The 22,025-nt window shown below is 66.0% G+C and carries 20 protein-coding genes; 9 read left to right on the forward strand and 11 right to left on the reverse strand.

Annotated features, from left to right (window positions below):
- Nucleotides 1-87: 87 nt before the first annotated feature.
- Nucleotides 88-1,740 carry an FAD-binding dehydrogenase gene (locus C5L14_RS07790; protein ID WP_105861478.1) on the reverse strand — a complete coding sequence of 551 codons (1,653 nt, stop codon included), beginning with the start codon at nt 1,738-1,740 and terminating at the stop codon, nt 88-90.
- Nucleotides 1,741-1,905: 165 nt separating this feature from the next.
- On the opposite strand from C5L14_RS07790, the gene C5L14_RS07795 reads away from it, so the two are divergent.
- The 3 genes from C5L14_RS07795 to C5L14_RS07805 are packed head-to-tail and all read left to right on the forward strand — an operon-like array spanning nt 1,906 to nt 3,681.
- Nucleotides 1,906-2,514, forward strand: a complete 609-nt coding sequence (locus C5L14_RS07795) for a hypothetical protein (protein ID WP_105861479.1) — start codon at nt 1,906-1,908, stop codon at nt 2,512-2,514.
- Complete coding sequence (locus C5L14_RS07800; protein WP_105861480.1) at nt 2,511-3,074, forward strand: hypothetical protein; 564 nt, start codon at nt 2,511-2,513, stop codon at nt 3,072-3,074. The genes C5L14_RS07795 and C5L14_RS07800 overlap by 4 nt, the downstream gene beginning before the upstream one ends.
- Nucleotides 3,061-3,681 (forward strand): hypothetical protein, encoded by a 621-nt coding sequence (locus C5L14_RS07805; protein WP_105861481.1) that lies wholly within the window; start codon nt 3,061-3,063, stop codon nt 3,679-3,681. Before C5L14_RS07800 ends, C5L14_RS07805 begins: the two co-directional genes overlap by 14 nt.
- On the opposite strand, the gene C5L14_RS07810 is transcribed toward C5L14_RS07805, so the two are convergent.
- Complete coding sequence (locus C5L14_RS07810; protein ID WP_105861482.1) at nt 3,656-4,921, reverse strand: hypothetical protein; 1,266 nt, start codon at nt 4,919-4,921, stop codon at nt 3,656-3,658. The two genes, C5L14_RS07805 and C5L14_RS07810, sit on opposite strands and share 26 nt — an antisense overlap.
- A gap of 203 nt (nt 4,922-5,124) precedes the next feature.
- Nucleotides 5,125-5,715 (reverse strand): response regulator transcription factor, encoded by a 591-nt coding sequence (locus tag C5L14_RS07815; protein WP_181161076.1) that lies wholly within the window; start codon nt 5,713-5,715, stop codon nt 5,125-5,127.
- Nucleotides 5,716-6,302: 587 nt separating this feature from the next.
- Between C5L14_RS07815 and C5L14_RS07820 the strand changes: the two genes are divergently transcribed.
- From C5L14_RS07820 to C5L14_RS07835, 4 genes are all read left to right on the forward strand, one after another.
- A complete protein-coding gene (locus C5L14_RS07820) occupies nt 6,303-8,138 on the forward strand; it encodes a glycoside hydrolase family 15 protein (protein ID WP_428832610.1) in 1,836 nt (611 codons plus the stop codon).
- A 43-nt stretch (nt 8,139-8,181) separates the two neighbouring features.
- Complete coding sequence (locus C5L14_RS07825; protein WP_105861484.1) at nt 8,182-8,580, forward strand: VOC family protein; 399 nt, start codon at nt 8,182-8,184, stop codon at nt 8,578-8,580.
- Between the two features lie 90 nt (nt 8,581-8,670).
- Entirely contained in the window at nt 8,671-9,246 is a 576-nt protein-coding gene (locus C5L14_RS07830) for a TetR/AcrR family transcriptional regulator (protein ID WP_105861485.1), read from the forward strand.
- A gap of 57 nt (nt 9,247-9,303) precedes the next feature.
- Nucleotides 9,304-10,197, forward strand: a complete 894-nt coding sequence (locus C5L14_RS07835; RefSeq protein ID WP_245443303.1) for a DMT family transporter — start codon at nt 9,304-9,306, stop codon at nt 10,195-10,197.
- A gap of 55 nt (nt 10,198-10,252) precedes the next feature.
- Here C5L14_RS07835 and C5L14_RS07840 read toward each other — a convergent pair whose 3' ends face one another.
- The 7 genes from C5L14_RS07840 to C5L14_RS07870 all read right to left on the reverse strand — a co-directional run bounded on the left by C5L14_RS07840 (nt 10,253) and on the right by C5L14_RS07870 (nt 18,320).
- Entirely contained in the window at nt 10,253-11,017 is a 765-nt protein-coding gene (locus tag C5L14_RS07840; RefSeq protein ID WP_105861486.1) for a pyrroline-5-carboxylate reductase, read from the reverse strand.
- Nucleotides 11,014-11,973, reverse strand: coding sequence for a bifunctional riboflavin kinase/FAD synthetase (locus tag C5L14_RS07845; RefSeq protein WP_105861487.1), 960 nt, complete (start codon nt 11,971-11,973; stop codon nt 11,014-11,016). The genes C5L14_RS07840 and C5L14_RS07845 overlap by 4 nt, the downstream gene beginning before the upstream one ends.
- A 5-nt stretch (nt 11,974-11,978) precedes the next feature.
- Entirely contained in the window at nt 11,979-12,851 is an 873-nt protein-coding gene (locus C5L14_RS07850) for a TIGR01459 family HAD-type hydrolase (protein ID WP_245443305.1), read from the reverse strand.
- A 282-nt stretch (nt 12,852-13,133) separates the two neighbouring features.
- Nucleotides 13,134-13,985, reverse strand: coding sequence for a patatin-like phospholipase family protein (locus C5L14_RS07855; RefSeq protein ID WP_105861489.1), 852 nt, complete (start codon nt 13,983-13,985; stop codon nt 13,134-13,136).
- A 1-nt stretch (nt 13,986) separates the two neighbouring features.
- The gene (gene purD / locus C5L14_RS07860) at nt 13,987-15,258 is read right to left on the reverse strand and encodes a phosphoribosylamine--glycine ligase (protein WP_105861490.1); all 1,272 of its coding nucleotides are present in this window, start codon (nt 15,256-15,258) and stop codon (nt 13,987-13,989) included.
- A 100-nt stretch (nt 15,259-15,358) separates the two neighbouring features.
- On the reverse strand, nt 15,359-16,279 hold the full coding sequence (locus C5L14_RS07865; protein WP_105861491.1) for a 4-(cytidine 5'-diphospho)-2-C-methyl-D-erythritol kinase: 921 nt from the start codon (nt 16,277-16,279) through the stop codon (nt 15,359-15,361).
- Complete coding sequence (locus C5L14_RS07870; RefSeq protein ID WP_146126863.1) at nt 16,269-18,320, reverse strand: tetratricopeptide repeat protein; 2,052 nt, start codon at nt 18,318-18,320, stop codon at nt 16,269-16,271. Before C5L14_RS07870 ends, C5L14_RS07865 begins: the two co-directional genes overlap by 11 nt.
- 241 nt (nt 18,321-18,561) lie before the next feature.
- Between C5L14_RS07870 and C5L14_RS07875 the strand changes: the two genes are divergently transcribed.
- Nucleotides 18,562-19,839, forward strand: a complete 1,278-nt coding sequence (locus tag C5L14_RS07875) for an MFS transporter (RefSeq protein WP_428832615.1) — start codon at nt 18,562-18,564, stop codon at nt 19,837-19,839.
- Between the two features lie 92 nt (nt 19,840-19,931).
- Here the strand turns inward: C5L14_RS07875 and C5L14_RS07880 are convergent, their stop codons facing one another.
- On the reverse strand, nt 19,932-21,140 hold the full coding sequence (locus C5L14_RS07880) for an N-acetylglucosamine-6-phosphate deacetylase (protein WP_105861493.1): 1,209 nt from the start codon (nt 21,138-21,140) through the stop codon (nt 19,932-19,934).
- An 81-nt stretch (nt 21,141-21,221) separates the two neighbouring features.
- Here C5L14_RS07880 and C5L14_RS07885 point away from each other — a divergent pair, with 81 nt between their 5' ends.
- The gene (locus tag C5L14_RS07885) at nt 21,222-21,983 is read left to right on the forward strand and encodes a DeoR/GlpR family DNA-binding transcription regulator (RefSeq protein ID WP_105861494.1); all 762 of its coding nucleotides are present in this window, start codon (nt 21,222-21,224) and stop codon (nt 21,981-21,983) included.
- Nucleotides 21,984-22,025: the final 42 nt, after the last annotated feature.

Here is a 22,025-nt window from a genome sequence, read left to right on the forward strand (position 1 = left end):
GTCCTTATTCTGCCGCTGCCCGGAACGCTTGTCGATATCGTCGCCGTGCAAAGCCGGGGCCGACGGCACCCGAGTCCGGATCCGAGGCTACAGCGCTGCCGCTGCCGCACGGCCGGCCTGCCGTCCGCTGAACAGGCAGCCGCCGAGAAAGGAACCCTCCAGCGCCCGATAGCCATGCATGCCGCCGCCGCCGAAACCGGCGGCCTCGCCCGCGGCATAGAGGCCGGGCAGGGGAGCAAGGTCCGGCCCGAAGACCCGGCCGTCGAGATCGGTCTCCAGGCCGCCCAGCGTCTTGCGCGTGAGAATGTTGAGCTTGACCGCGATCAGCGGGCCGTGGGCCCGATCCAGCAGGGCGTGCGGCCGCGCCGTGCGGACCAGCCGGTCGCCGAGATAGCGCCGGGCATTGCGGATGGCCATGATCTGGCCGTCCTTGCCGAAGCCGTTGGCGAGGTCGCGGTCGCGCGCCTCGATCAGCTGCCGTATCGCGGCGGCGTCGAGCAGGGGCTCCTGCGTCAGGGCGTTCATGCCGGCGACGAGACGTTCCAGGTCCTCCTCCACCACGAAATCGGCGCCGTGCTGCTTGAAGGCTTCCACCGGCCCGGTCGCTCGCCGGCCGATGGCGCGGCGCAGCGTCAATTTCCAGTCGCGGCCGGTCAGGTCGGGATTCTGCTCCGATCCCGAGAGCGCGAATTCCTTGCGGATGATGCTCTGGGTCAGGATGAACCAGCTGTGGTCGAAGCCGGTGGCACGCAGATGGGCCAGTGTCCCCAGCGTATCGAAGCCCGGATAGAGCGGGCCGGGCAGGCGGTTGCCGCGAGCGTCGAGCCAGAGCGAAGAGGGACCGGGCAGGATGCGGATGCCGTGGCCGGGCCAGATCGGATCCCAGTTTCTGAGGCCCTCGACATAGTGCCACATGCGGTCACGATTGATCAGCCGTGCGCCGGCCTCTGCGGCAATGCCGAGCATGCGCCCGTCGACATAGGCCGGCACACCGGTGACCATCGCCTTCGGCGGCCGGCCGAGCCGCTGCGGCCAATGGCGGCGCACCAGGTCGAGGTCGCCGCCGATGCCGCCGCTGGCGATGATCGTCACCGGCGCCGTCAGGGCGAAGTGACCCACCGCCTGGCGCGAGGTGGCGGCCCCGCGCGGCGCATCGCTGGGTGCGAGCAGGCTGCCTTCCACGCCGGTTACCGCCCCGCCTGCCCGGATCAGGCCGTCGACGCGGTGGCGAAACCGCAATACGAGCCTGCCTTCGGCCTCGGCCGCCAAGGCGCGCCGTTCGAACGGCTCGACCACGCCCGGACCCGTGCCCCAGGTGAGGTGGAAGCGCGGTACCGAATTGCCCGGGCCGCCGGCGCTGCCGCCACCCCGCTCGGCCCAGCCGACGACGGGGAAGATCCGATGTCCCATGGCGCGCAGCCAAGCGCGTTTCTCGCCGGCGGCGAAAGCGAGATAAGCCTCCGCCCAGCGCCGGGGCCAGTAATCCTCCTCGCGGTCGAAGCCGGCCGTGCCGATCCAATCCTGCAGGGCGAGGGCGAAACTGTCCTTGATGCCGAGCCGGCGCTGCTCGGGGGTGTCGACCAGGAAGAGCCCGCCGAGCGACCAGAAGGCCTGGCCGCCGAGATTCTGGCGCGGCTCCTGGTCGAGCAGGATGACCCGTTTTCCCGCGGCTGTGAGCTCGGTGGCCGCGACCAGCCCGGCCAGGCCCGCCCCGACGACAATGGCATCCGCATCGGCCATGGCCCCTCCCGCGACTCGCGACATCGGGCATCATGCAACGAATGCCGTAACGGCAGAACCCGGTGAATGTGACGATCATGGCGCGTGCATCACGTAGAGTGTACGGGGGCCGTGCCCCCTTCCGCGACATCTTGCCCGGGCCGCCTGCAGGGGCTAAGTCAGGGCATGGCCGACGCAAACGAGACATTGTCGAAGCTGCGCGCGGGATTTTCCCGCCAGAGCCTCAAGGCCAAGCTGCTGACCGGCATCGGTGGCTTCGCAGCTGCCGCGATTTCGCTGGGCGTTTCGCTCTATCAGCTGCGCAATCCCGCGCCGGTTCCGAATATCACGGCCGGGCAGACGATCGAGGCGGGGCGCTGGCTCGTCACGCCGAACTCGGCCGCCCTGGCCACGGCACTGCCGGACGGCCGCCCGGTCAAGGCCGGCCGCCGCGCCGTGGTGCTCGAGCTCCTGCTTGCCAACCGGACCGAACGCACCTCCAATGCCGTCACCGGCATCCTGAAGCTCACCAATATCGCCGGCGCCGAGGGCCCCGATTTCTACCTCGTCCGGGACAAGGAGCGGCTGATGGCGCTGCAGCCCCGCCTGCCGGAGCGCCTGCAGGCCGTGTGGACCCTGCCTGCCGAAGCTGCCTTGCCCAAGGCGCTGGAGCTCACCGTGGCCGGTGCGACCTTCAAGCCGAAAGACAGTCTCTATGGCGCTCCGGGCTGGTTCAATCCGCATGATGTCGCCCGCGTGAGCGTGCCTCTCGATGCCGCCGGGAGCCCGGGATGAAACAGGCCGCCGCCACCGTAGCGATCGTGTTGGCCGGCGTCGCCATATTGGCGTTGCTGCACTGGACGACGCCCGGCTATGCGGTCCTCACCGGGCCGATCGAGATCGCGGGCAGGCAGGAGGCACCTGCCGAAACCGCCGAGTTCAGCCTCAAGGTCGACAAGCTCATCCTCTCGGAACTGCTGGTCTTCCAGCGCTACGGCAAGAAGGTCGAACGCGGCACCGGCGGCATCTGGGCCGTGATCACGGCCGATGCGTCCGCCACCCATCGCACGCTCTTGCTCGCTGGCGTCGCCCTGCGTGGCGCCAGCGGCCGCATCTATATGCAGAGCCCTCGCGTGGACGGCCTGTCTCAACTGCTGTCCGGCAAGGAATTGCAGCCGGGCCTGCAGCAGCGCGGCCTCTTCGTCTTCGAACTGCCGGCGGACGAACTCCCAGGCGCGGAATTGGTGGTTTCCCGCGAGGCCTTCCCGCGACTCACATCCCAGCTCGCCATGTCCCTGAACGAGGGTTCCGCCATTCGCCGCACCGTCCTGGAGATCGGCCGTGACCCCCTCTGAGCCGGCCTTCCCGGAAAGCCAGCCCGCCTCGCGCTGGTATTGGCGCAGCCTGATCGCGATACCCGTGCTGTTGCTCGCCGTCTTCGCGTTCGGCGCGCGTGTCGACATCATGGACTATGTCGCCTCGCACGAAATGCGCATCACCGCCGTCGAGCCCGGCGGAGCCGCTCCCTATGCGCGCGCCGACTGGTCGCTCGTTTCGGCCCGGTTCATCGATGGCGGCGAGGGCGCGCGCCTGCCCTTGTCGAAGGATCGGAAGCTCCTCATCGTCCGCCTCAAGGCGGTGCCGGAGGGCAAGATAGCCGATGAGGCGCAGCGGCAGGCCATCTGGATGGGCTGCAGCCTGACCTTGCTGGATGGCCGGGGGCAGCGCTGGAGCCCGTTGTCCTTCGTGTTGTCCCGCGACATCAGCCGCGCGCTGGAGCCGACGGCAAGGCCTGTGGCGGGGTGCTTCGAGGCGGCCCGGTCCCTCGGCCTCGACGGTCAGCCGACGCTGGTCGAGGAGAAGTTCCTGCTTCCGGCCGAGGCCAGCTCGGACCTTTCCGTGCGGCTCTCCTTCCGGTCGGCCCTGCCGGACGCCCTCAACTTCCCGCTGGAACCGCGCTGAGCGGCTGGCGCGCACTGCACCACTGCCGGCCCTGGGCAAAGCCCGTTTCCAGTCCCGCGGCAAGGAGGGTGATCTTCAAGGGCATGATCAGCGCGCCATTGCCGGGTGCGCTCGGGCTGCCCAGCAGGATGGAGAGGCCGTGGGCGATGATCTGCCACAAGCCGATCTCATGAGGTCCGATCAGGCGCGCGGCGCCATACCATGCCCAGGCCGAGCCCCAGTCCAGGAGACGGAAGGCAACGATGACGGCAATGACGATGGCAAGACCCGTGCCGAAGGTCAGCCCGACGCCCTCTGCCAGCGCGCGGTAGCGCTTGGTCGTACCGGCTATGAAATGGGTGAGAAAATCGCGCAGGAACCTGGGCAGCCTGTCCCAGTGTGCGATCGCCCGGCTCCAGCGGCCCTGGGCGGGCGTGCCCGTCCGCCCGATGTCATAACCATAGACGAGTGCCGCCAGGGTCAGCCAGACGGCGGGGTAGAGGGCATAGAGGAAGAGAGCCGACAGCATGTCCCACCAGGACGCGGGCGCAGCCTCGACAGGCGGGGCAATGCCTGCCGCGCGCGCCGCCGGCAACAGCGCAGAGTTCAGGGCCTCCGGCAGGCGGGCAATGCAGGCCATGATCTCGCTATGCCAGCTCTGCAGCACATAGAGCGCGATGAAGGCCCAGTTGGCTTCGCACACCACGATCAGGAAGGGCCAGAATACATGCCTGGAACGCTTGTGCATGGATTTGGCGCCGAGCCGCACCAGCCAGGCAATGGCCACCAGCAATAGCAGCAACGCACCGCCGGTGACGTCGAGAATGCGGGCATTCTCGCCAAAGGGCGTCAGATCGAGCGCAAGCTTGGAATATTCACGCAATGTATCGCTGAGAAATCCCCAGGCTGCATAGAAGGCGAAGAACGGTACCAGGGTCAGGGACAGGGCCATGGTGAAGCCGGCAGGCCCGCCCTGCCGCGACGAGTCCTCCGGCGATTCGGCTGCGTTTGCCGCCGCCTGCAGGAAAGGCAGTCCCGGCCGGACGATCTCGAACAGGGCGACGATCACCACCAGCTTGACCAGGACCACCAATGTGAGCGTCGAAAGACCGGCCAATCGGTTGAGAAAGCCGATACGCACGGCGATTTCGGTCAGCACGTCCTCGGCCAGCATGCCGATCAGCCAAAGTGCCATCAGATGCGGCCAGTAACGCCGCAGCAGCACCATCCAAGCGGGAAAAAGACCGGCGAGCGCCGACAATGTGCAACCTCCGATGCCGACACGCCGCGGTGCCCAACTCCGGCGCCGACCATAGCAATCGAAGATCCGGCTCGCCAGGGTCTGCGTGCCTGCATGAACGTCCTATAGCGTTTTGCGATTAGACGGAGTCAGCAAGAATCGCAAAGACGCGTCAGAACAATGAGTTAGAGCAAATAAGCGTTCACGCTTGAACGCGCTTTGCTCTAGTCCTCGTCGGTGGAGAGAATGTCCTTCGATCGGTGTGCGATGGCCGTTCGGTTGATGACCTGCATCTGCTTCATGATTCTGCGGACATGCACCTTGACGGTGCTTTCGCTGATGCCGAGCTCCTTTCCTATTTGCGCATTGGTCTTGCCCTGCCGGATGCCGGTGACGACGGACAATTGCCGTTGCGTCAGCGGCTTCCATGCCTGTGTGCCGAACACCGTTTCAGGCGGGACGAAAGTTCCTCCTGCCATGACGCGGTGCACCGCGAGGATCAGATCGCCGACGGGCAGGGTGCTGGGCACATAGCCTCTTGCCCCCAGATCGATAGCCTGCACGATACTCGCTGCGTCGCTGGCATTTGCCAGGATGAGAACGGGGACGCGAGGTTTGTGAGCGCGGGCGGTCGCCAACGTTTTTGTGGCATCTATATACCCGCGATCATGCAGGATCACCAATCGGACCCGCACGGGTTGAGAAGAAAGACCCCATTCATCCGCGGCGGAAAATAGCTGTATTCTATAATCAGGAAAATTAAGAGAAAGGATAGAATTAAGACAATCCCTTATCAATACATTGCCGCTGATCAAAGCTATATTTCCAACGTATCGTGGATCGTCCATATGTATCCCTCGAGCAGCATATGTCCTTTTTACTTCAGAAGTGACGATTTTTTATTTTAAGCTTTATGATAGAAATATAAATTTGAATACATAATTTATTTATATATTGTAACTTCGGTAGCTTCAATACACATTATTTAACTCTTTAGGATTAGAATATATTTAAGCAATAGTATTATTTTACCTCAACCGATAAGTGTGTCCTGCTGCCCTGTCTTCAGGCTATGTTTTATTGCCTTTTCCTTCGGGGATTCCCGTGCTCGCTGCCCGAAATTCTGCCGAGTCCCTCAGGCCGGCAGGCCTTGCGGTGATGGACCGGAACGGTGATGGTTGAGAGCCTCACGGGCCGTCCAGCCGCAGCGCCCGGAACGACTTTCGTCGTGCCGGGGTTATGGCCAAGCTGGGGCGCTGCGGATGGGGTGCGGAACCCGAATGGAGTAAATCGGGGGGAAAGTGAGCTTTCGGCGCTAAATCGCCGCATTCAGGCCAAGAGATTTGGCCAAGAGATCTGGCCAAGAGAATAGCCAGGCCCATCCTGGTTGTCGAAAGGAGTGATGCCCTTGACGTCTCGGATCGAAGACTATGCCCTGATCGGCGATTGCGAAACGGCAGCCCTCGTTTCCCGCGACGGCTCCATCGATTGGCTCTGCTTTCCTCGTTTCGATTCGCCCGCCAGTTTTGCAGCCCTGCTCGGCACGCCGGAGAACGGGCGCTGGCGCATTGCCGCCACCGACAGGAAGGCCCGCGTCAGCCGCCGCTATCGGCCCGATACACTCGTCCTGGAAACGACGTTCGAAACGAAGGAAGGCGTCGCCACGGTGATCGACTTCATGCCGCTGCGCGATGGCACCAACGATCTCATCCGGCTGGTGGTGGGGCAGGAGGGCAGTGTCGATTTCAGCACCGATTTCGTCGTGCGTTTCGACTATGGACGCACCGTGCCCTGGGTCACCCGCGCCGATGACGGCACCATCACGGCCGTGGCCGGACCCGATCGGCTGATTCTCTCGACCCCCGTGCCCCTGGAGGGGGAAGACCTGCACACCGCCGGTTCCTTCCGGGTCAGCGCCGGCGAGCAGGTGCCGTTCGTGCTGACCTACAGCCCCTCCACGACGCCCCGGCCGACCCAGCCCGATGTCCAGGCCGCGCTGGCGAATACGGAAAGCTTTTGGCGCGATTTTGCCGCGCGCTGCCCATCGGTCGGAGCCTGGACCGATGTCGTCAAACGCTCCCTGATCACCCTGAAGGCGCTCACCTATATGCCGACGGGCGGCATCGTGGCGGCTGCCACAACCTCGCTGCCCGAACAGATCGGTGGTCCGCGCAACTGGGATTACCGCTATTGCTGGCTGCGCGATGCCACCATGACGCTGCAGGCCTTCATGAAGCTCGGCTATTACGAGGAAGCCTCCGCCTGGCGCGAATGGCTGATGCGGGCCATCGCCGGGGCCCCGGAGCAGATGCAGATCATGTATGGCCTGTCGGGCGAACGGAACCTGCTGGAATGGGAGCCTCATTGGCTCGGCGGCTATGAGGGGTCGCGGCCGGTGCGGATCGGCAATGCCGCCGCCGAGCAGTTCCAACTCGACGTCTATGGCGAGGTTGCCGATGCCATGATGCAGGCCGCCGCCGGCGGCCTGCAGCGCCACCCCCGCACGCGGGCGCTCAGCGAAGTCATCATGAACTACCTCGAAAGCGCCTGGCGTCGCCCCGATGAGGGGATCTGGGAGGTCCGCGGCGGAGCGCAGCATTTCACCCATTCCAAGGTGATGGCCTGGGTCGCCTTCCACCGTGCCGCCAACATGGCCATCAAGTCCGGCGACAGGCCCGCTTTTGCCGAGCGCTGCCAGCGTGTGGCCGACGAGATTCACGAAGATGTCTGTCGGAAGGCCTTCGACACCGATCTCGGCAGCTTCGTGCAGGCCTATGGCTCGAAGACGATCGACGCAAGCCTGCTGCAGATTCCGCTGGTGGGCTTCCTGCCGGCGGACGATCCGCGGGTGATCGGCACGGTCAAGGCCATCGAGACCATGCTGATGCGCGACGGCTTTCTGCTGCGCTACAACACCGACCATGTCGATGACGGCCTGCCGCCGGGGGAGGGGGCCTTCCTGGTCTGCACTTTCTGGCTGGCGGATGTCTATGTGCTGCAGGGCCGCGAGGACGATGCGCGGCGTCTCTATGAGCGGTTGGTGGGGCTTTGCAACGATGTGGGGCTGCTGTCGGAGGAATATGATCCGATCGCGGAGCGCATGCTCGGCAATTTCCCGCAGGCCTTCAGTCATATCGGGCTGATCAACACCGCGCTCAATCTGGCGCGGCGGACCGGGCCCGCCGAGGAGAGGGTCGAGGCGAGCGGCCAGCCGGTAGCGCAGGCGGACGCCGTCTGATCGTCACCGGCGAACCTCCACGCTCGATTCCACGGGAGCTGCCATGTTGCATCACGTCTCCTTCGGCGTCGCGGACATCGAACGCTCCGCGGCTTTCTACGACGCTGTCCTGGGAGCCCTCGGCTATGTGCGCGTGTGGGAGGACCTGCGGCCGAATGAACCGGACCAGGCGGTGGGCTACGGGCTGCCCGGCGGCGGCGACAAATTCACGCTCAAGCTGCGGGACGAGCGAGCGCGATCTCCCGGCGCCGGTTTCCACCTCGCCTTTGCCGCACCCAGCCGGCAGGCGGTTTCGCAGTTTCACCAGGCGGCGTTGGCGCATGGCGGTGTCGACAATGGCGGGCCCGGCCTTCGCGCCCACTACGGCCCCACCTATTTTGCCGCTTTCGTGATCGACCCGGACGGTCACCACATCGAGGCCGTCTGCAAATCGGAGAGATAGGCGCGCACCCAGCCGCTCCCTCGCGCTGAGAGGGACTTGACACATAATGAAATTAGGTAGATCGGTCTACCTAATCAAGGGGCCAGGAACATGACCGACCGCATGCCAGCCAGGGAACGCCTGCTGAAGGCCGCAGCCGAGCTGTTCTACAGCGAGGGGGTCGGCGCCACCGGGATCGATGCCATCACGGCACGGGCCGGGGTCGCCAAGATGAGCCTCTACAATAATTTCTCGTCCAAGGCCGATCTGGTGAATGCCTACATCCAGGAGAGGCGCACCGAATGGCAGGAGATCTATCGGGAACGGCTCAAGAGTGCAGCTACGCCGCAGGAACGGGTGCTGGCGATCTTCGATTCCTATCTGGACTATGCGGGCGCGGCTTATGAATGGGGCTTTCGAGGCTGTGGCTTGCTCAACGCTGCCGCGGAACTGCCGGTCGGGGATCCGGGCCGCGCCTCGGTCGCCTCGCAGAAGGAGGAGGTCGAGCGCCTGTTCAGGGCCTATCTCGGCGAGATGCGGCCGGACGCGGGCACAGAGATCGACGAAACCGCCGAACATCTTTCCTTCCTGCTCGAAGGCGCCATGTCGCGCGCCGGGCTGGACGGGCATGACGGGCGCCTGAAGACCGCACGCAGGATTGCCGCCTCGGTTATCGAACGGTTCTGAACCCGGATGCCCATGAGCGAGGCCATCAGCCCATCTCCTCCCCGGGAGAACAGAAGCGTGGCGATTGTCGTGCTGCTCGTGCTCGAAGCAGCGTTGGTGATCTCATGGAGCGCCGGCTTCGTCGGCATCCGGTTTGCGATCGATCATGCCCCGATCTTCCTGATCCTGCTGTGGCGCAGCTTGGTCTCCGGCCTGGTCCTGCTCCCCTTCGCACTGACCATGGGGCCTCCGCTGCGCTGGAAGGACATCCTGCCGCAGATTTGGTTCGGCGCGCTGGCCATGTCCGGCTATCTCGCCGGTTTCGCCCTGGCGATTGTCTTCGGCGTGCCGACCGGCCTCGTTGCCCTGATTGCCGACATGCTGCCCCTTGCGGTGGCCATCCTGTCCTGGCCGGTGCTGGGGCAGGCCTTGAGCGCGCGCCAATGGCTGGGCTCGTTCCTTGGCCTGGCCGGTGTCCTGATCGCCTCGGGCTGGTCCATCGACATGGGCCATGTCCCGCTCTGGGCCTATGGTCTGCCCGTGCTCGGCACACTGTCGCTGGCCCTGGCGACCTTGCTGCAGAAGCGCAGCCCGGCCGGCGCCATGCCCGTGCATCGGAGCCTGTGCGTCCAGTGCCTGTCCGCTTCGGCGATCTTCGCCATGTTCGCCTGGCATGAGGGCAGCGTCCTGCCCGTCCTGGACTGGGGCTTCATCGGCGGCGTCCTCTGGCTGGTCTTCGTGGCCACCTTCGGCGCCTGGAGCCTCTATTACATCGCCTTGCGCAAATCCTCGCCCACCCGCGTCACCTCGGTGCTGTATCTCAGTCCCCCGGTGACGATGATCTGGGCCTGGTTGATGTTCGGCGAGCCGCTGTCATGGGCCATGGCGGCGGGGCTGGTAGTTTCCCTGGCGGGGATCGTCATCGTCGCGCGGTCACCGGCCGTTTTAGCGGGCCGTACCCGCGATTCCTGAGCGGTGGATCATGGCATCAGCCACGAAGGCCTGGCGTCCGTCCTGGCCGAAAGGTTCAGATTCCACTGATGCGTCGGTGCACGCCGTCGAGGCTCTCGGCGAAAGCCTCGAAGAGCTTGCGATCGGTCAGCTCGCGCAGGACCTGTTCGTTGATGCCGCCACGTGTCGCATATTCCTGTGCCAGATGCATGAAATCGGTGTCGGGCGCTGCCTCCGGCGCCTGGGCCAGGGCCTTGAACAGGGCGCTGACATAGCTACGCGCTGTCGGGTCAGAAACGCCATGGCCCTGCAGCCAGCCGTGAAGGGTGTCGAGATATTTGAAATAGGTGGCGAATGTCGCGGTGGCGACGCTCAGCGCATCGAATTCGGTAACATCCTTCACCGCGAAGGCCTTGCCGAACCGGGCGAAGAAGGCCACGACGTCGGGATCGGGCGGATAGATGATCGTCGGCCCCTGCCTTTGGGCGACCATCGGCAGCGCCTTGGTGACGCGCTCGGCCGGGGAGACCAGGGCGGCGATCTCCTCGAGAGACAGAGTGGCGATCAGACTGATGATGCGATGGGCGGGGCGAAACTGCAGGCCTGCCAGCACGTCATGGGCGATCTGCGGCCGGACGGCGAGCATGATCGTGTCGCAGGCGTCGAGAACGGCCTGATTGTCGGCCGCGACCCGTACATCGGCAAAGCGCGAGGCCAGGTCGGCGGCGACAGCCTCGTTGCGCGGCGACAGCACGACCGCCACGTCGTTGTCGGCAACGGATTTGAGGCCGGTCACGATAGCCGACGTCAGCGCTCCCGTCCCGATGAAGCCGAGCTTCACGATCCGTCTCGTGCTGTCATCTGCCGGGCAATGCGGCTGTCCTCGTTCATGCGCTCGATCAGCGCCTTGATCGAGTCGAACTTCAACTCGCCGCGGATATAGCCGACGAAAGCGATCTCGATCTCCTTACCGTAGAGATCGCCGGAATAATCGAACACGAAGGTCTCCAGCAAGGGCGGGCCGTTGTCGAAGGTCGGGCGGCGGCCGAAACTGGCGACGCCGGCATGCACGATGCCGTCGATCTCGGCACGCACGGCGTAAATGCCCAAGGCCAGGCCACATTGCGGATCGAGTGCCATGTTCGCGGTGGGAAAGCCGAGTTCGCGGCCACGCTTCTCGCCGTGGACGACGGTGCCCAGCACGGACCATTCATGGCCGAGCAGGCGATTGGCGCGCGTGATGTCGCCAGCCGCCAGGGCGCGGCGAATGGCCGAGGAGGACACGGCCTCGCCGCTCTCGCGCGTCGGCGCCACGATGGCGATGTCGAGGCCGAGGGCACGCCCGTGCTGCACCAGGAATTCGGGGGTGCCGCGGCGGTCCTTGCCGAAATGAAAGTCATAGCCGACGGCGACGGCATGGGCGCCGAGCCGCCGCACCATCAGCTCCTCCAGGAATTCCTCGGCCGTCATGCCGGCAAGCGCCCTGTCGAAGGTGAGGGTGATCAGCGCGTCGAGGCCGGCCTTCTCCAGGAGGCGGGCCTTCAAGGCGGGCGGCGTCAGCCGGAACAGGGGCTCGTCCGGCCGGAACAGGCTGCGCGGATGCGGCTCGAAGCTGAGGGCGACGGCCGGGCGCGAGCGATGATGCGGTCCCGGCTGCGAGCCCCTGGCAAGCGCCTCGGCCGCATCGATCACGGCCAGGTGGCCGCGATGCACACCGTCGAAATTGCCGATCGCGATGGCGGCGCCGGCAAGATGCGCGGGCAGGGTGACGGGATCGAGAAACTGCTCGAAGGCCATGATGTCTACCAGATCAGCCGCGGCATGACCGCGTCGGGAATGACGCCCTTGTCGGCAAGGAAGGCAGAGAGCGCCTCGGGGTCGACGCCATCGCCTTCATGGCCGGCCTCGAGCGCATGGATGCCGCCGGAGATGAACAGCGCCCCGCAGCCGATGGCGGTGGCGCCCGCGAGATCTGTCCGCACCGAATCGCCGATCGCCAGGGTTTGCGCGGAGGAGGTCGGCTTGCCGCGGAGCGAGGCGGCAGTCTCGAAGGCGGCGTCGTAGATCGGCTTGTAGGGCTTGCCGCAGATGGCCACGTCGCCGCCGATGGCGCGATAGGCTTCTGCCAGTGCTCCGGCGCAATAGATGATGGTGCCGCCACGATCGACGATGAGGTCGGGATTGGCGCAGATCATCGGCACGTCGCGCGCCTTGAAGCCGGCCAGCATGTCCCTGTAGGTCTCCGGCGTCTCCGTGGTGTCGTCGAACAGGCCGGTGCAAACGACCACCTCGGCCTCCTCGGGCGTGTCGGCGAAGCGGATGCCGAGGCCGTCATAAAGCGGCCGGTCGCGATCGGGGCCGAGATGGAAGACCTTTTTTGCCGCCACGGCGGCGATCTGCGCCCGCGTCACGTCGCCCGAGGTGACGATGGCGTCCCAGCATTCGCGCGGCAGGCCGAGCCGGTCGAGCTGCGGCATCACCGACTGGGCGGGCCGCGGTGCGTTGGAGACCAGCACCACCGTGCCGCCCTGCCGGCGATAGGCGATGAGGGCGTCGGCAACCCCGTCGAACACCCGGTGGCCATTATGGATGACGCCCCAGATGTCGCAGAAAATCAGGTCATAGGCGCTGGCAATCTCGCGAAAGCCATGGATGAGACGGGGCGAGGAAACCAAGGCGGGGCCTTTCTGGTCGAAGGAACGATGCGTGGCGGGACGCAGCCCCTCACATAAGCCCTGAAAGACGGGCTGGGAAGAGACAAGGGGGTGGCAGCGTCGAAAGGGGCAGGAAAGAGCGCCACCGCCTTCTCCCCTTGCGGGAGAAGGTGCCCCGAAGGGACGGATGAGGGGAGATACGCAACCTGGTTGGGAAATCGCTGCACCCCTCATCCCCCTGCCGGGACCTTTAGCCAACTCCTTCGGAGTTGGCGACACCCGCAAGGGGAGAAGGAACCTGGCTTATCCCCGCTCCAGCAAATCGCCGAGCCGCCGTTTCAATTCCTCCTTCGCCGGCCTCGCCAGGCGGAAGACCACGCTGGAGCGGGCGAAATCGAGGGCGCGGATGCTGCCGACATTGGGGCGGATCAGGATGTCGGGTCGATAATGGGCGGCCTTGGCGTCGACGATGGCGGCCTGCATGATCTGCAGCGCGCCGAACATCGCCTCGAAGGTGCCGGGCATGTCGGTCTCCGTGGCAAGCGTGGCAGCACCGGAGACATCGACCCCGACCAGGATATCGGCCTTGCCGGCGAGATGGTCGAGCGGCAGGGGATTGACGGTAGCGCCGTCGATCAGCACCTGGCCGTCGATGCGTACCGGCCGGATCGCACCGGGTATCGCCATGGAGGCGGCGACGGCCTGGCGCAGCGGGCCGGAGGTGAAGGCCCGTTCGCGGCGGCCGTAATAGTCGGTGGCCACGACGGTGAGCGGAATGGCGAGTTCGGAGAAAGTCTTGGGCACGACCTCTGGCAGGAAGGCTTCGCAGAAGGCTTCGGCATCGATCATCACCGGATTGCCGAGGCCGGAGAACAGGTCGGCCAGCCGCCCGGTGCGGGCCGCCATCAGCTTGCTGCGCGTGCCGCGGCGATCGGCGAGGGTGGCAAGCGTGTAGGCATGGAGCTCGGCGGCCGACAGGCCGGCGGCATAGGCGGCGGCATAGATCGCCCCCATCGAGGTGCCGGCCATAGCGACCGGGCGGATGCCGAGCTCGTCGAAGACTTCCAGCATCGCGATATGGGCGAGGCCCCGTGCGCCGCCGCCGCCGAGTGCCAATGCCACGGTCTTGACGGGGCTCTTGACCCTGGGCGTCATGTCAGGCCTTGCCGATGGCACGCCAGCCGATGTCGCGGCGGCTGAAGCCTTCGGGCCAGTCGATGAGGTCGACGGCTTCATAGGCCCGCTTCTGTGCCTCCGCCACGCTCTTGCCGCTGGCGGTGATGCCGAGCACGCGCCCGCCATTGGCCAGGATGTGATCACCCGAGCGCTTGGTTCCGGCATGGAAGACCAGCACGTCGTCGAGCGAGGCGGCCTTGGCGAGATCCCGGATTTCCGAACCGCGGGGGAAACTGCCGGGATAGCCCTTGGTGGCCATCACCACGCAGAGCGCCGCATCGCTCTTCCAGCGCAGCGAGATGGTGGAGAGCACGCCGTCCGCCGAGGCGATCAGGGCCGGCAGGAGGTCCGAGCGCAACCGCGGCATCAGGACCTGCGTTTCCGGATCGCCGAAGCGGACATTGTATTCGATCAGCTGAGGGCCGTCCCTGGTGATCATCAGGCCGGCGAAAAGCACGCCCTTGAAGGGGGTGCCGCGGGCGGCCATGGCCCGCACGGTGGGGCGGATGATGGTCTCCATCACGCGCTCTTCCATCTCGGGCGTCATGATCGGGGCGGGCGAATAGGCGCCCATGCCGCCGGTATTCGGACCCTTGTCACCGTCGAAGGCGCGCTTGTGGTCCTGCGCGGAAATCAGCGGAATGGCGGTAGTGCCGTCGCACAGGGCGAAGAAGCTCGCCTCCTCGCCTTCCAGGAACTGCTCGACCACCACCTCGTGGCCGGCCTCGCCGACGCTGCCGGCGAAGATGGCGTCGACGGCGGCAAGGGCATCCTCCAGCGTCATCGCCACCACCACGCCCTTGCCGGCGGCCAGGCCGTCGGCCTTGATCACGATCGGCGCACCCTGTTCGCGGACATAGGCGCGCGCGGCGGCAGCGTCGGTGAAGCGCCGATAGGCTGCGGTCGGGATGGAGAATTCCTGGCAGAGGTCCTTGGTGTAGCCCTTTGAGCCCTCGAGCTGGGCGGCGGCCCTGGAAGGACCGAAGGCCTTGATCCCGGCGGCGGCGAGATCGTCGACCAGGCCGGCGACCAGCGGTGCCTCGGGACCCACCACCACGAAGTCGATCTCGTTCTCGCGGCAGAAGGCGATTACCGCCGGATGATCTGTCGCGTCCACGGCGGCGCAGATGGCGCATTCTTCCATGCCGGGATTGCCGGGCGCGGCATAAAGCCTCTCGCAGAGCGGGCTCGCCGATATCGCCCAGGCCAGGGCATGTTCGCGCCCGCCCGATCCGATCAGAAGAATGTTCATCGTCACCGCCTGCAGAAATTCCGTTGGCCGGACCTTTGCCCCATCGGGGAGCAGGATGCAATGTCGAAGCGTATTCCCCCGGAGCGCAGGCGTTTCTTGCTCAGCAGATGACGGTGTCGACCACCCACCAACCCGGCCGATGCTCCGCGATCGCCAGCCTCGCCTCGACCGCGGCTTCGACCGTCTCGAACAGGCCGAACACGGTGGCGCCCGAGCCCGACATGCGGGCGAGGCGGCAGGCGGGCTGGTCGCGCAAGGCGCCGAGTGCTTCGGCGATCGCCGGGCGCAGGGCAAGGGCGGGCGGCTCGAGATCGTTGCCGCCGCGACGAAGATTGTCGATCAGCCTGACCGGGCTCCGCTCGCCCTCGATGGCCGCCGCCAGGGAAAGCTCGGAAGAAGCGACCGGCCCGACGGGAAGGGCGAGAGCCCGGAAGACGTCCGCCGTCGGCGTGGCAACGCCTGGATTGACGAGGATGGCGGGCAGGGGCGGCAGAGGGACCGGAGCCGACAGGCTCTCTCCCGCACCGCGCATCCAGCGGCTCACGCCTTCCAGGCAGACCGGAACGTCCGAGCCCGTGGCGCGGGCGGCAACCAGGATGCGCTCATCGGTCAGCGGCAGGCCGTTGGCGCGGGCGAGCAGGCGCAGGGCAGCCGCGGCATCCGAGGAGCCGCCCCCGATGCCGGCTGCCGCCGGCAAGCGCTTGTCGAGCCGGAAATGGCCGAGAACGAGACCTGGATGCCGCTCGCCCAGAGCCTTGGCCGCCTTAAGCACGAGATTGTCGGCAAGAGCGCCGGTCTCATCCGCCCGGGGACCGGAGACCTCCAGGGAAAGATCGGCCCCCGGTTCGAGACTGAGTTCGTCGGCGATGCCGGCAAAGGCGACCAGGCTGTCGAGCACATGAAGGCCGTCCGCACGCCGGCCCAGCACGGCCAGGGTCAGATTGACCTTGGCACGGGCTTTCTCGTTCAGCCGGCCCGGCGAAACTCCCGTTTCGCCGGCCGCCGGGAGGTCAGCCGCCATTGTTGTTGGACGGAGCTGCAGGCTTTATGGGCTCGGCCGGCTTCGGTGTATCGGCCGGCTTGGGCGCATCCATTGGCTTGGGAGCGTCAGCTGGCTTTGTCTCGTCTGCGGGCTTGGGAGCCTCAGCAGGTTTCGTCTCATCCGCCGGCTTGGGCGCATCCGCAGGCTTTTCGGGCTGCGAGGGCTGGACGGCATCCGGTGTCTTCGGCGCGTCGGCCGGCTTTGCCGCGTCCGCCGGCTTGGGAGCATCGGCGGGCTTGGGCGCATCGGCGGGTTTGGGCGCATCCGGAGACTTGGTGGCGTCGCCGGCCTTGCCGGCATCGGCCGAGGCCGTGTCCCGCATGCCGTCCTTCAGCTTCTGCTCGATCTTGGCTTTTTCGTCCGGCTCGGGCTTGGCATCGAGAGCGTGGCGCCACTGGAAGGTCGCCTCCAGCTTGCGCCCGATCTTCCAATAAGCATCGCCCAGATGGTCGTTGATGGTGGGGTCGCTCGGTTTGAGGGAGACTGCGCGCTCGAGCTGTTCGACGGCCTCGTCATATTGGCCGAGCTTGTAGTTGGCCCAGCCGAGACTGTCGACAATGTAGCCGTCATCGGGGCGCTGATCGACGGCCTTCTTGATCATCTCCATGCCTTCCTGGAGATGGAGGCCCTGATCGATCCAGGAGTAGCCGAGATAGTTCAGCACCGAAGGCTGGTCGGGGAAGAGCTCGAGCGCCTTCTTGAAGTCGGCCTCGGCCTTGGGCCACTGCTTGGTGCGCTCATAGGCGATGCCGCGATAATAGAAGGTGGGCCAGTCATTGCGGGTGGGTTTGCCGATCACGTCGACGGCCTGGGAGAAGGCCACCGCCGCTTCGTCCCAGCGTTTGCGCTGATTGAAGATGCCGCCGAGCGAGATGATGGCATCGAGATCCTGCGGATTGGCCGCGATGATCTTCTTCAGATGCGCCACGCCCTCATCCGTCTTGTCGAGTTCGTCCAGCGTGGTGGCGAGCTCGATTTCGGCATTGCGCTTGAGCGGCGAGGAAGCGGGCACGCTCTTGAACAGGGTCTCCGCGGTCTGGGGCTGCTTGAGATCGCTGTAGAGCTCGGCGAGGCCGATCAGCGCGGTGGCGTTGTTGGGCTCCAGATAGAGCGCCAGACGATAGAACACCACGGCATAGTCGGCGCCACCCTGCTTGGCGATACCGGCGGCGACCGAAACCAGGATGTCGGCTGCACCCTGCTGGGCTGATGTCACGGCCGGCCCGATGCGCTTGCCGGCCTTGATGTCGGCGATCAGCGCCGTGACGATCGGCTGGCGGGGCACCTTGGCCGAATAGGCATCCAGCACCTTCAGCGCCTCGTCCTTCTTGCCGGCGCGCACCAGCGCGCGCGCATAGGCATCGACGATGGAGACGGCATTGGCGTCGCGCTCATGGGCATCCTTGAGCCGGGCGATCGCCTCATCGCGCATGCCGGCCATGTCGAGCATCATGCCGGTGGAGAAATTCTTGAAGGTGGAAAAGCCGTCATTGGACGAAATGTCGTCGCTGGCCACCACGCCCTTCTTGGTCTGGCCGGCGCCCGCATAGGTCCAGGTGGAGATCAGCGGCGTCGCCAGCTGCAGGATCGGCTTGTCGAGGGTGAAGGCGAGTTCGTCGCGGGCCTTGGTGTAGTCCCGTCCCTTCAGCGCCCGGATGCCGAGCACGAGATGGGCGATGGGGTTCTTCTTGTCGATCGCCACCACGCGCCGGGCGAAAGTGACGGCCTTGTCCATCTCGCCCGAGGTCAGCAATGCGATGAAGGTGCGGTTGGTCAGCTCCTGGCGGGCCTGTTCGTCCTTGAACAGGCCGCTGCTCAGCGCCTTGGCATAGAAGGAGGCCGCGTTGTCGTCATCGCGCACATTGGCGGCCAGCCGTCCCGCCAACAGGCTGCCGGAGGCGGAGGTCGGCCGGAACGGACGCTCGACCGTCTTGGCCGCCAGTGCCGGCGCCATCAGGGTCGTCGAGAAGGCGATCGCCAGCAAAGCGGCGGAAAAGGACATGCGGGAAGACAGGGGCACTGGAAAGAAAACTCCGAATCAGCCGGCCGCCTCGACACAGGCGACGCAGTCGCGAATTATTCGCCGCTACCATGGCTGCTTTGAGGCGAGGGAACAACCCACTCGCCTCGCTAATCCGCCGATTTCGCCGGCCGATGCGCCCATCTCCAGCCGAGGTTGGCGGCTGTAACTCCAGACGGCGCCATTGCTGGCGGGTATCGGCCGTTCCCCCGGAATGGCCCGGGGATCCGTGCTTGACAAGCTGCCCCTGCGGTACGACCCCTTGGTCATGTCCGCTCCCGCCGCCTGTGCGCCGCCCGTGCCTCATGTCGCACGCGGTTCGGCCGCCTACCGCAAGATCAGCCTCGCTCTCTTCCTCGCCGGGTTCGGCACTTTTTCGCTCATCTACTGCGTTCAGCCCTTGCTGCCGCTGCTGGCCGAGGAATTCCATGTCGGCGCGGCCCAGAGTTCGCTGGCGCTCTCGCTGACCACCGGTGCCCTGGCCTTCGCGATCTTCGCCGCCGCCGCGGTTTCGGAGCGATTCGGGCGGCGCGCCTTGATGTTCGCGTCCATCGGCCTTGCCAGCCTGCTCAATCTTGCCGTCGCGGTCACGCCGGGCTGGCACGCCATTCTCGCCCTGCGCGCGGCGGAAGGCGTGGCGATCGGCGGCGTACCGGCCATTGCCATCGCCTATCTGGCCGAGGAGATCGAGCCTGCCGGCCTCGGCTTTGCGATGGGGCTTTACATTGCCGGCACCGCGCTCGGCGGCATGTCGGGCCGTGTGCTGACCGGCATTCTGGCCGAGTTCCTGACCTGGCGCTTCGCAGTGGGGATAGTCGGTCTCGCCGGCCTCGTCCTGGCGCTCGGTTTCGTCCTGCTGCTGCCGCCGTCGCAGCATTTCACCCCGCGAAAGGGGTTCGATCTGCGCTATCATCTCCGGGCCTGGCTTTCTCATTTCGGCCGCGAAAAGCCTGGAGGCGTGCCGGCGAAGCCCCTGCTGTTCGCCATCGCCTTTTGCGGCTTCGGCAGCTTCGTGACCGTCTATAATTACGCCGGGTTCCGGCTGATGGCGCCGCCCTTCGACCTCGGCCCGACGCAGACGAGCCTGATCTTCACCGTCTATCTGTTCGGCACCCTCTCTTCCTCGCTCGGCGGCATGGCGGCCGACCGGGTGGGGCGGGCACCGGTGCTGATCGCAGGCCTCCTGACCATGGCGGCCGGCATCGGGCTGACATTCCTGCCCAGCCTTGTCGGCATCATCGCCGGCATTGCGGTGCTGACATCCGGTCAGTTCGCCTGCCACGCCGTGGCGAGCGGCTGGGTCGGACGGCTGGGCGGCACCAGCAAGGGCCATGCAGCTTCGCTATACATGCTGGCCTATTACCTCGGTGCCAGCATCGTCGGTTCGACCGGCGGCTGGTTCTGGAGTGCCGGGGGATGGCCCGCCGTCGTCGGCTTCACCCTGGTGCTGATCGTGCTTGCGATCGGAGGGGCGGCGGGGCTGATGCGCCATGAGCGGGGAGAGCGACTGGCGCGATGAGGCGGTGCCGAATGTCTCTCACGGCGGTGCGGGGACGCGCCAACCCGCCGTAGAGGAAAAAGCGTTCGGGCCAAGGCAAACCGGGACTCGCCTCAGTTGCAGGCGTGAGCAGCGGCGGCAGGCAGAGCCTCGCCGCCGATGAAGACACGTTCCACCTCGAACTCCCTGTCGAGAACCACGATGTCGGCGCGCTTGCCCGGCGCCAGGCTGCCGACTTCGCCGGCAATGCCGGTGAGCTCGGCCGGCGTGAGCGAGGCCATGCGGATGACGGCGGGCAAGTCCCCGCCGATGGCGCGCGCCATCGTCCTTACCATCCGGTCCATGCCATGCATCGAGCTCGCCAGGCTGCCGTCCTCGCCCCGAACGGAATGGCCGTCGCTCCAGACCCAGCTGCCGTCCTCGCGGGAACCGAAGCGATATTGGCCCGGCGGCATGTCCATGGCGCGGTTGGCATCGGTGACGAGGCAGCAGCGCCGGGGCCCGATCAGGCGGAAGGCGAAGCGCAGCAGGTCGTCGGAGAGGTGGATGCCGTCGGCGATCACCTCGGTGCTCATCGAGGTGTTGGCGAGGACATATTGCTCCATGCCGGCCTGCATGGGCGTGCCGAAGCGCCTGCGCAGGGAGGCGACCGAACTCATGGCACACCAGAAATGGTCGACATGGCGCATGCCGTGCGCGAAGGCCGCCTCCAGCTCGCTCCAGCAGGCATTGGAATGGCCGCAGGTGATGAAGCAGCCCTGTTGGCGGGCATGGTCGAAGAAAGCGAGGGCGCCGGGCAGTTCGGAGGCGCAGGTCGCGATCCTGATGATCTTCCGGCCGAGGAAATATTCGTATTCCTCCCGCACCGGGTCGCGCCGGCCTTCCGGCGCGTGGATGCCGACCTTGTCCTCCGCGAAATAGGGACCGTAGAAATGAAGGCCGGCGATGCGGGCGCCGTCCGCGGGCGTCCAGGAAGCCTGCACGTTTTCGCACGCTTTCACCATCGCGTCGAGCTGGGCGAAGGACCCCGTCGTGGTGGTCGGAAAGATTGAGGTCGTGCCGTGCCTGGCATGGGCGACATTGGTCCGCCGTATGGCATCGACGGTGCCGTCCATATAGTCGGCGCCGGCGCCGCCATGCACGTGAATGTCGACGAAGCCCGGCGACAAATAGCAGCCGCTGAAATCGAGCAGGTCTTCGCCTTCATGCGCGGAAGCATAGGGTTCGATCGCGGCGATCCGGCCGTCGACGCAGCGGATCACGGCGTCTTCGCGAATGGCGTCTTCGAGAATGACATTCCCCTTCAGGAGGAGCTCTTTCATGCTGGATCCGTCGACAGATGTTGTGATAGGGAATGCATGTTTCTATCGATATCGTCATAAACGTGCAATCGAGGACTCGCCTTGTCGATTGAATCCACGCCCGATGAGCGGCGCGCCTTCATCCTGTCGACGCTGAAGGCCAGGGGCAGGCTGTCGACCCAGGAGGTCTCGGCCCATTTCGAGGTTTCCGAGGACACCATCCGGCGCGATTTCCGGGACATGGCGGCCGAGGGCCTGATCAAGCGTGTCCATGGCGCCGCCCTGCCGGTCTCGCCGGGAGAATTGCCTTTCCAGGGGCGCTACAAGATCGCAGCCGGCTTGAAGACGCGCCTCGCCCGGGTCGCGGCCCGGCTCGTGCTGCCGGATCAGGTGGTCGTCATCGACGGGGGCACCACCAATCTCGAAGTGGCCAGGCAGCTGCCGCGTGATCTCAGGGCAACCATCGTCACCAACAGTCCGCTGGTGGCGACGGCCACGACCGAGCATCCGCATCTGGAGGTGATCCTGCTCGGCGGCGTCTTCGACAAGCGCAGCCAGATGGTGCTGGGCGCGCGCGTGCTCGACCAGCTTCAGGCCGTCAATGCCGATCTGTGCTTCATCGGGGTGCACGGCATCCACGAGGAGTTCGGGTTGACCACCGCCGGCTATGACGAGGCTGCGATCAAGGCTGCGATGATCCGGGCGGCCGCCGAGGTCGTCGCCGTGGCGACCCCGGATAAATTCGGCACCGCGGCGGCGCACCATTTCGCTGCGCTGTCGTCGATCGATACGCTGGTCACCGAAGATACCACCCGCACGCGCGACCTGCTGGGGAAGGGAGGCATGAAGGCGATCTATGCCTGAGGCAGTGGTCGGCGGGCGGGTCTTGAGAGTCGCTCCCGCTTG

This window comes from Labrys okinawensis (assembly GCF_002982075.1).
GTDB classification, from domain to species: Bacteria; Pseudomonadota; Alphaproteobacteria; order Rhizobiales; family Labraceae; genus Labrys; species Labrys okinawensis_A.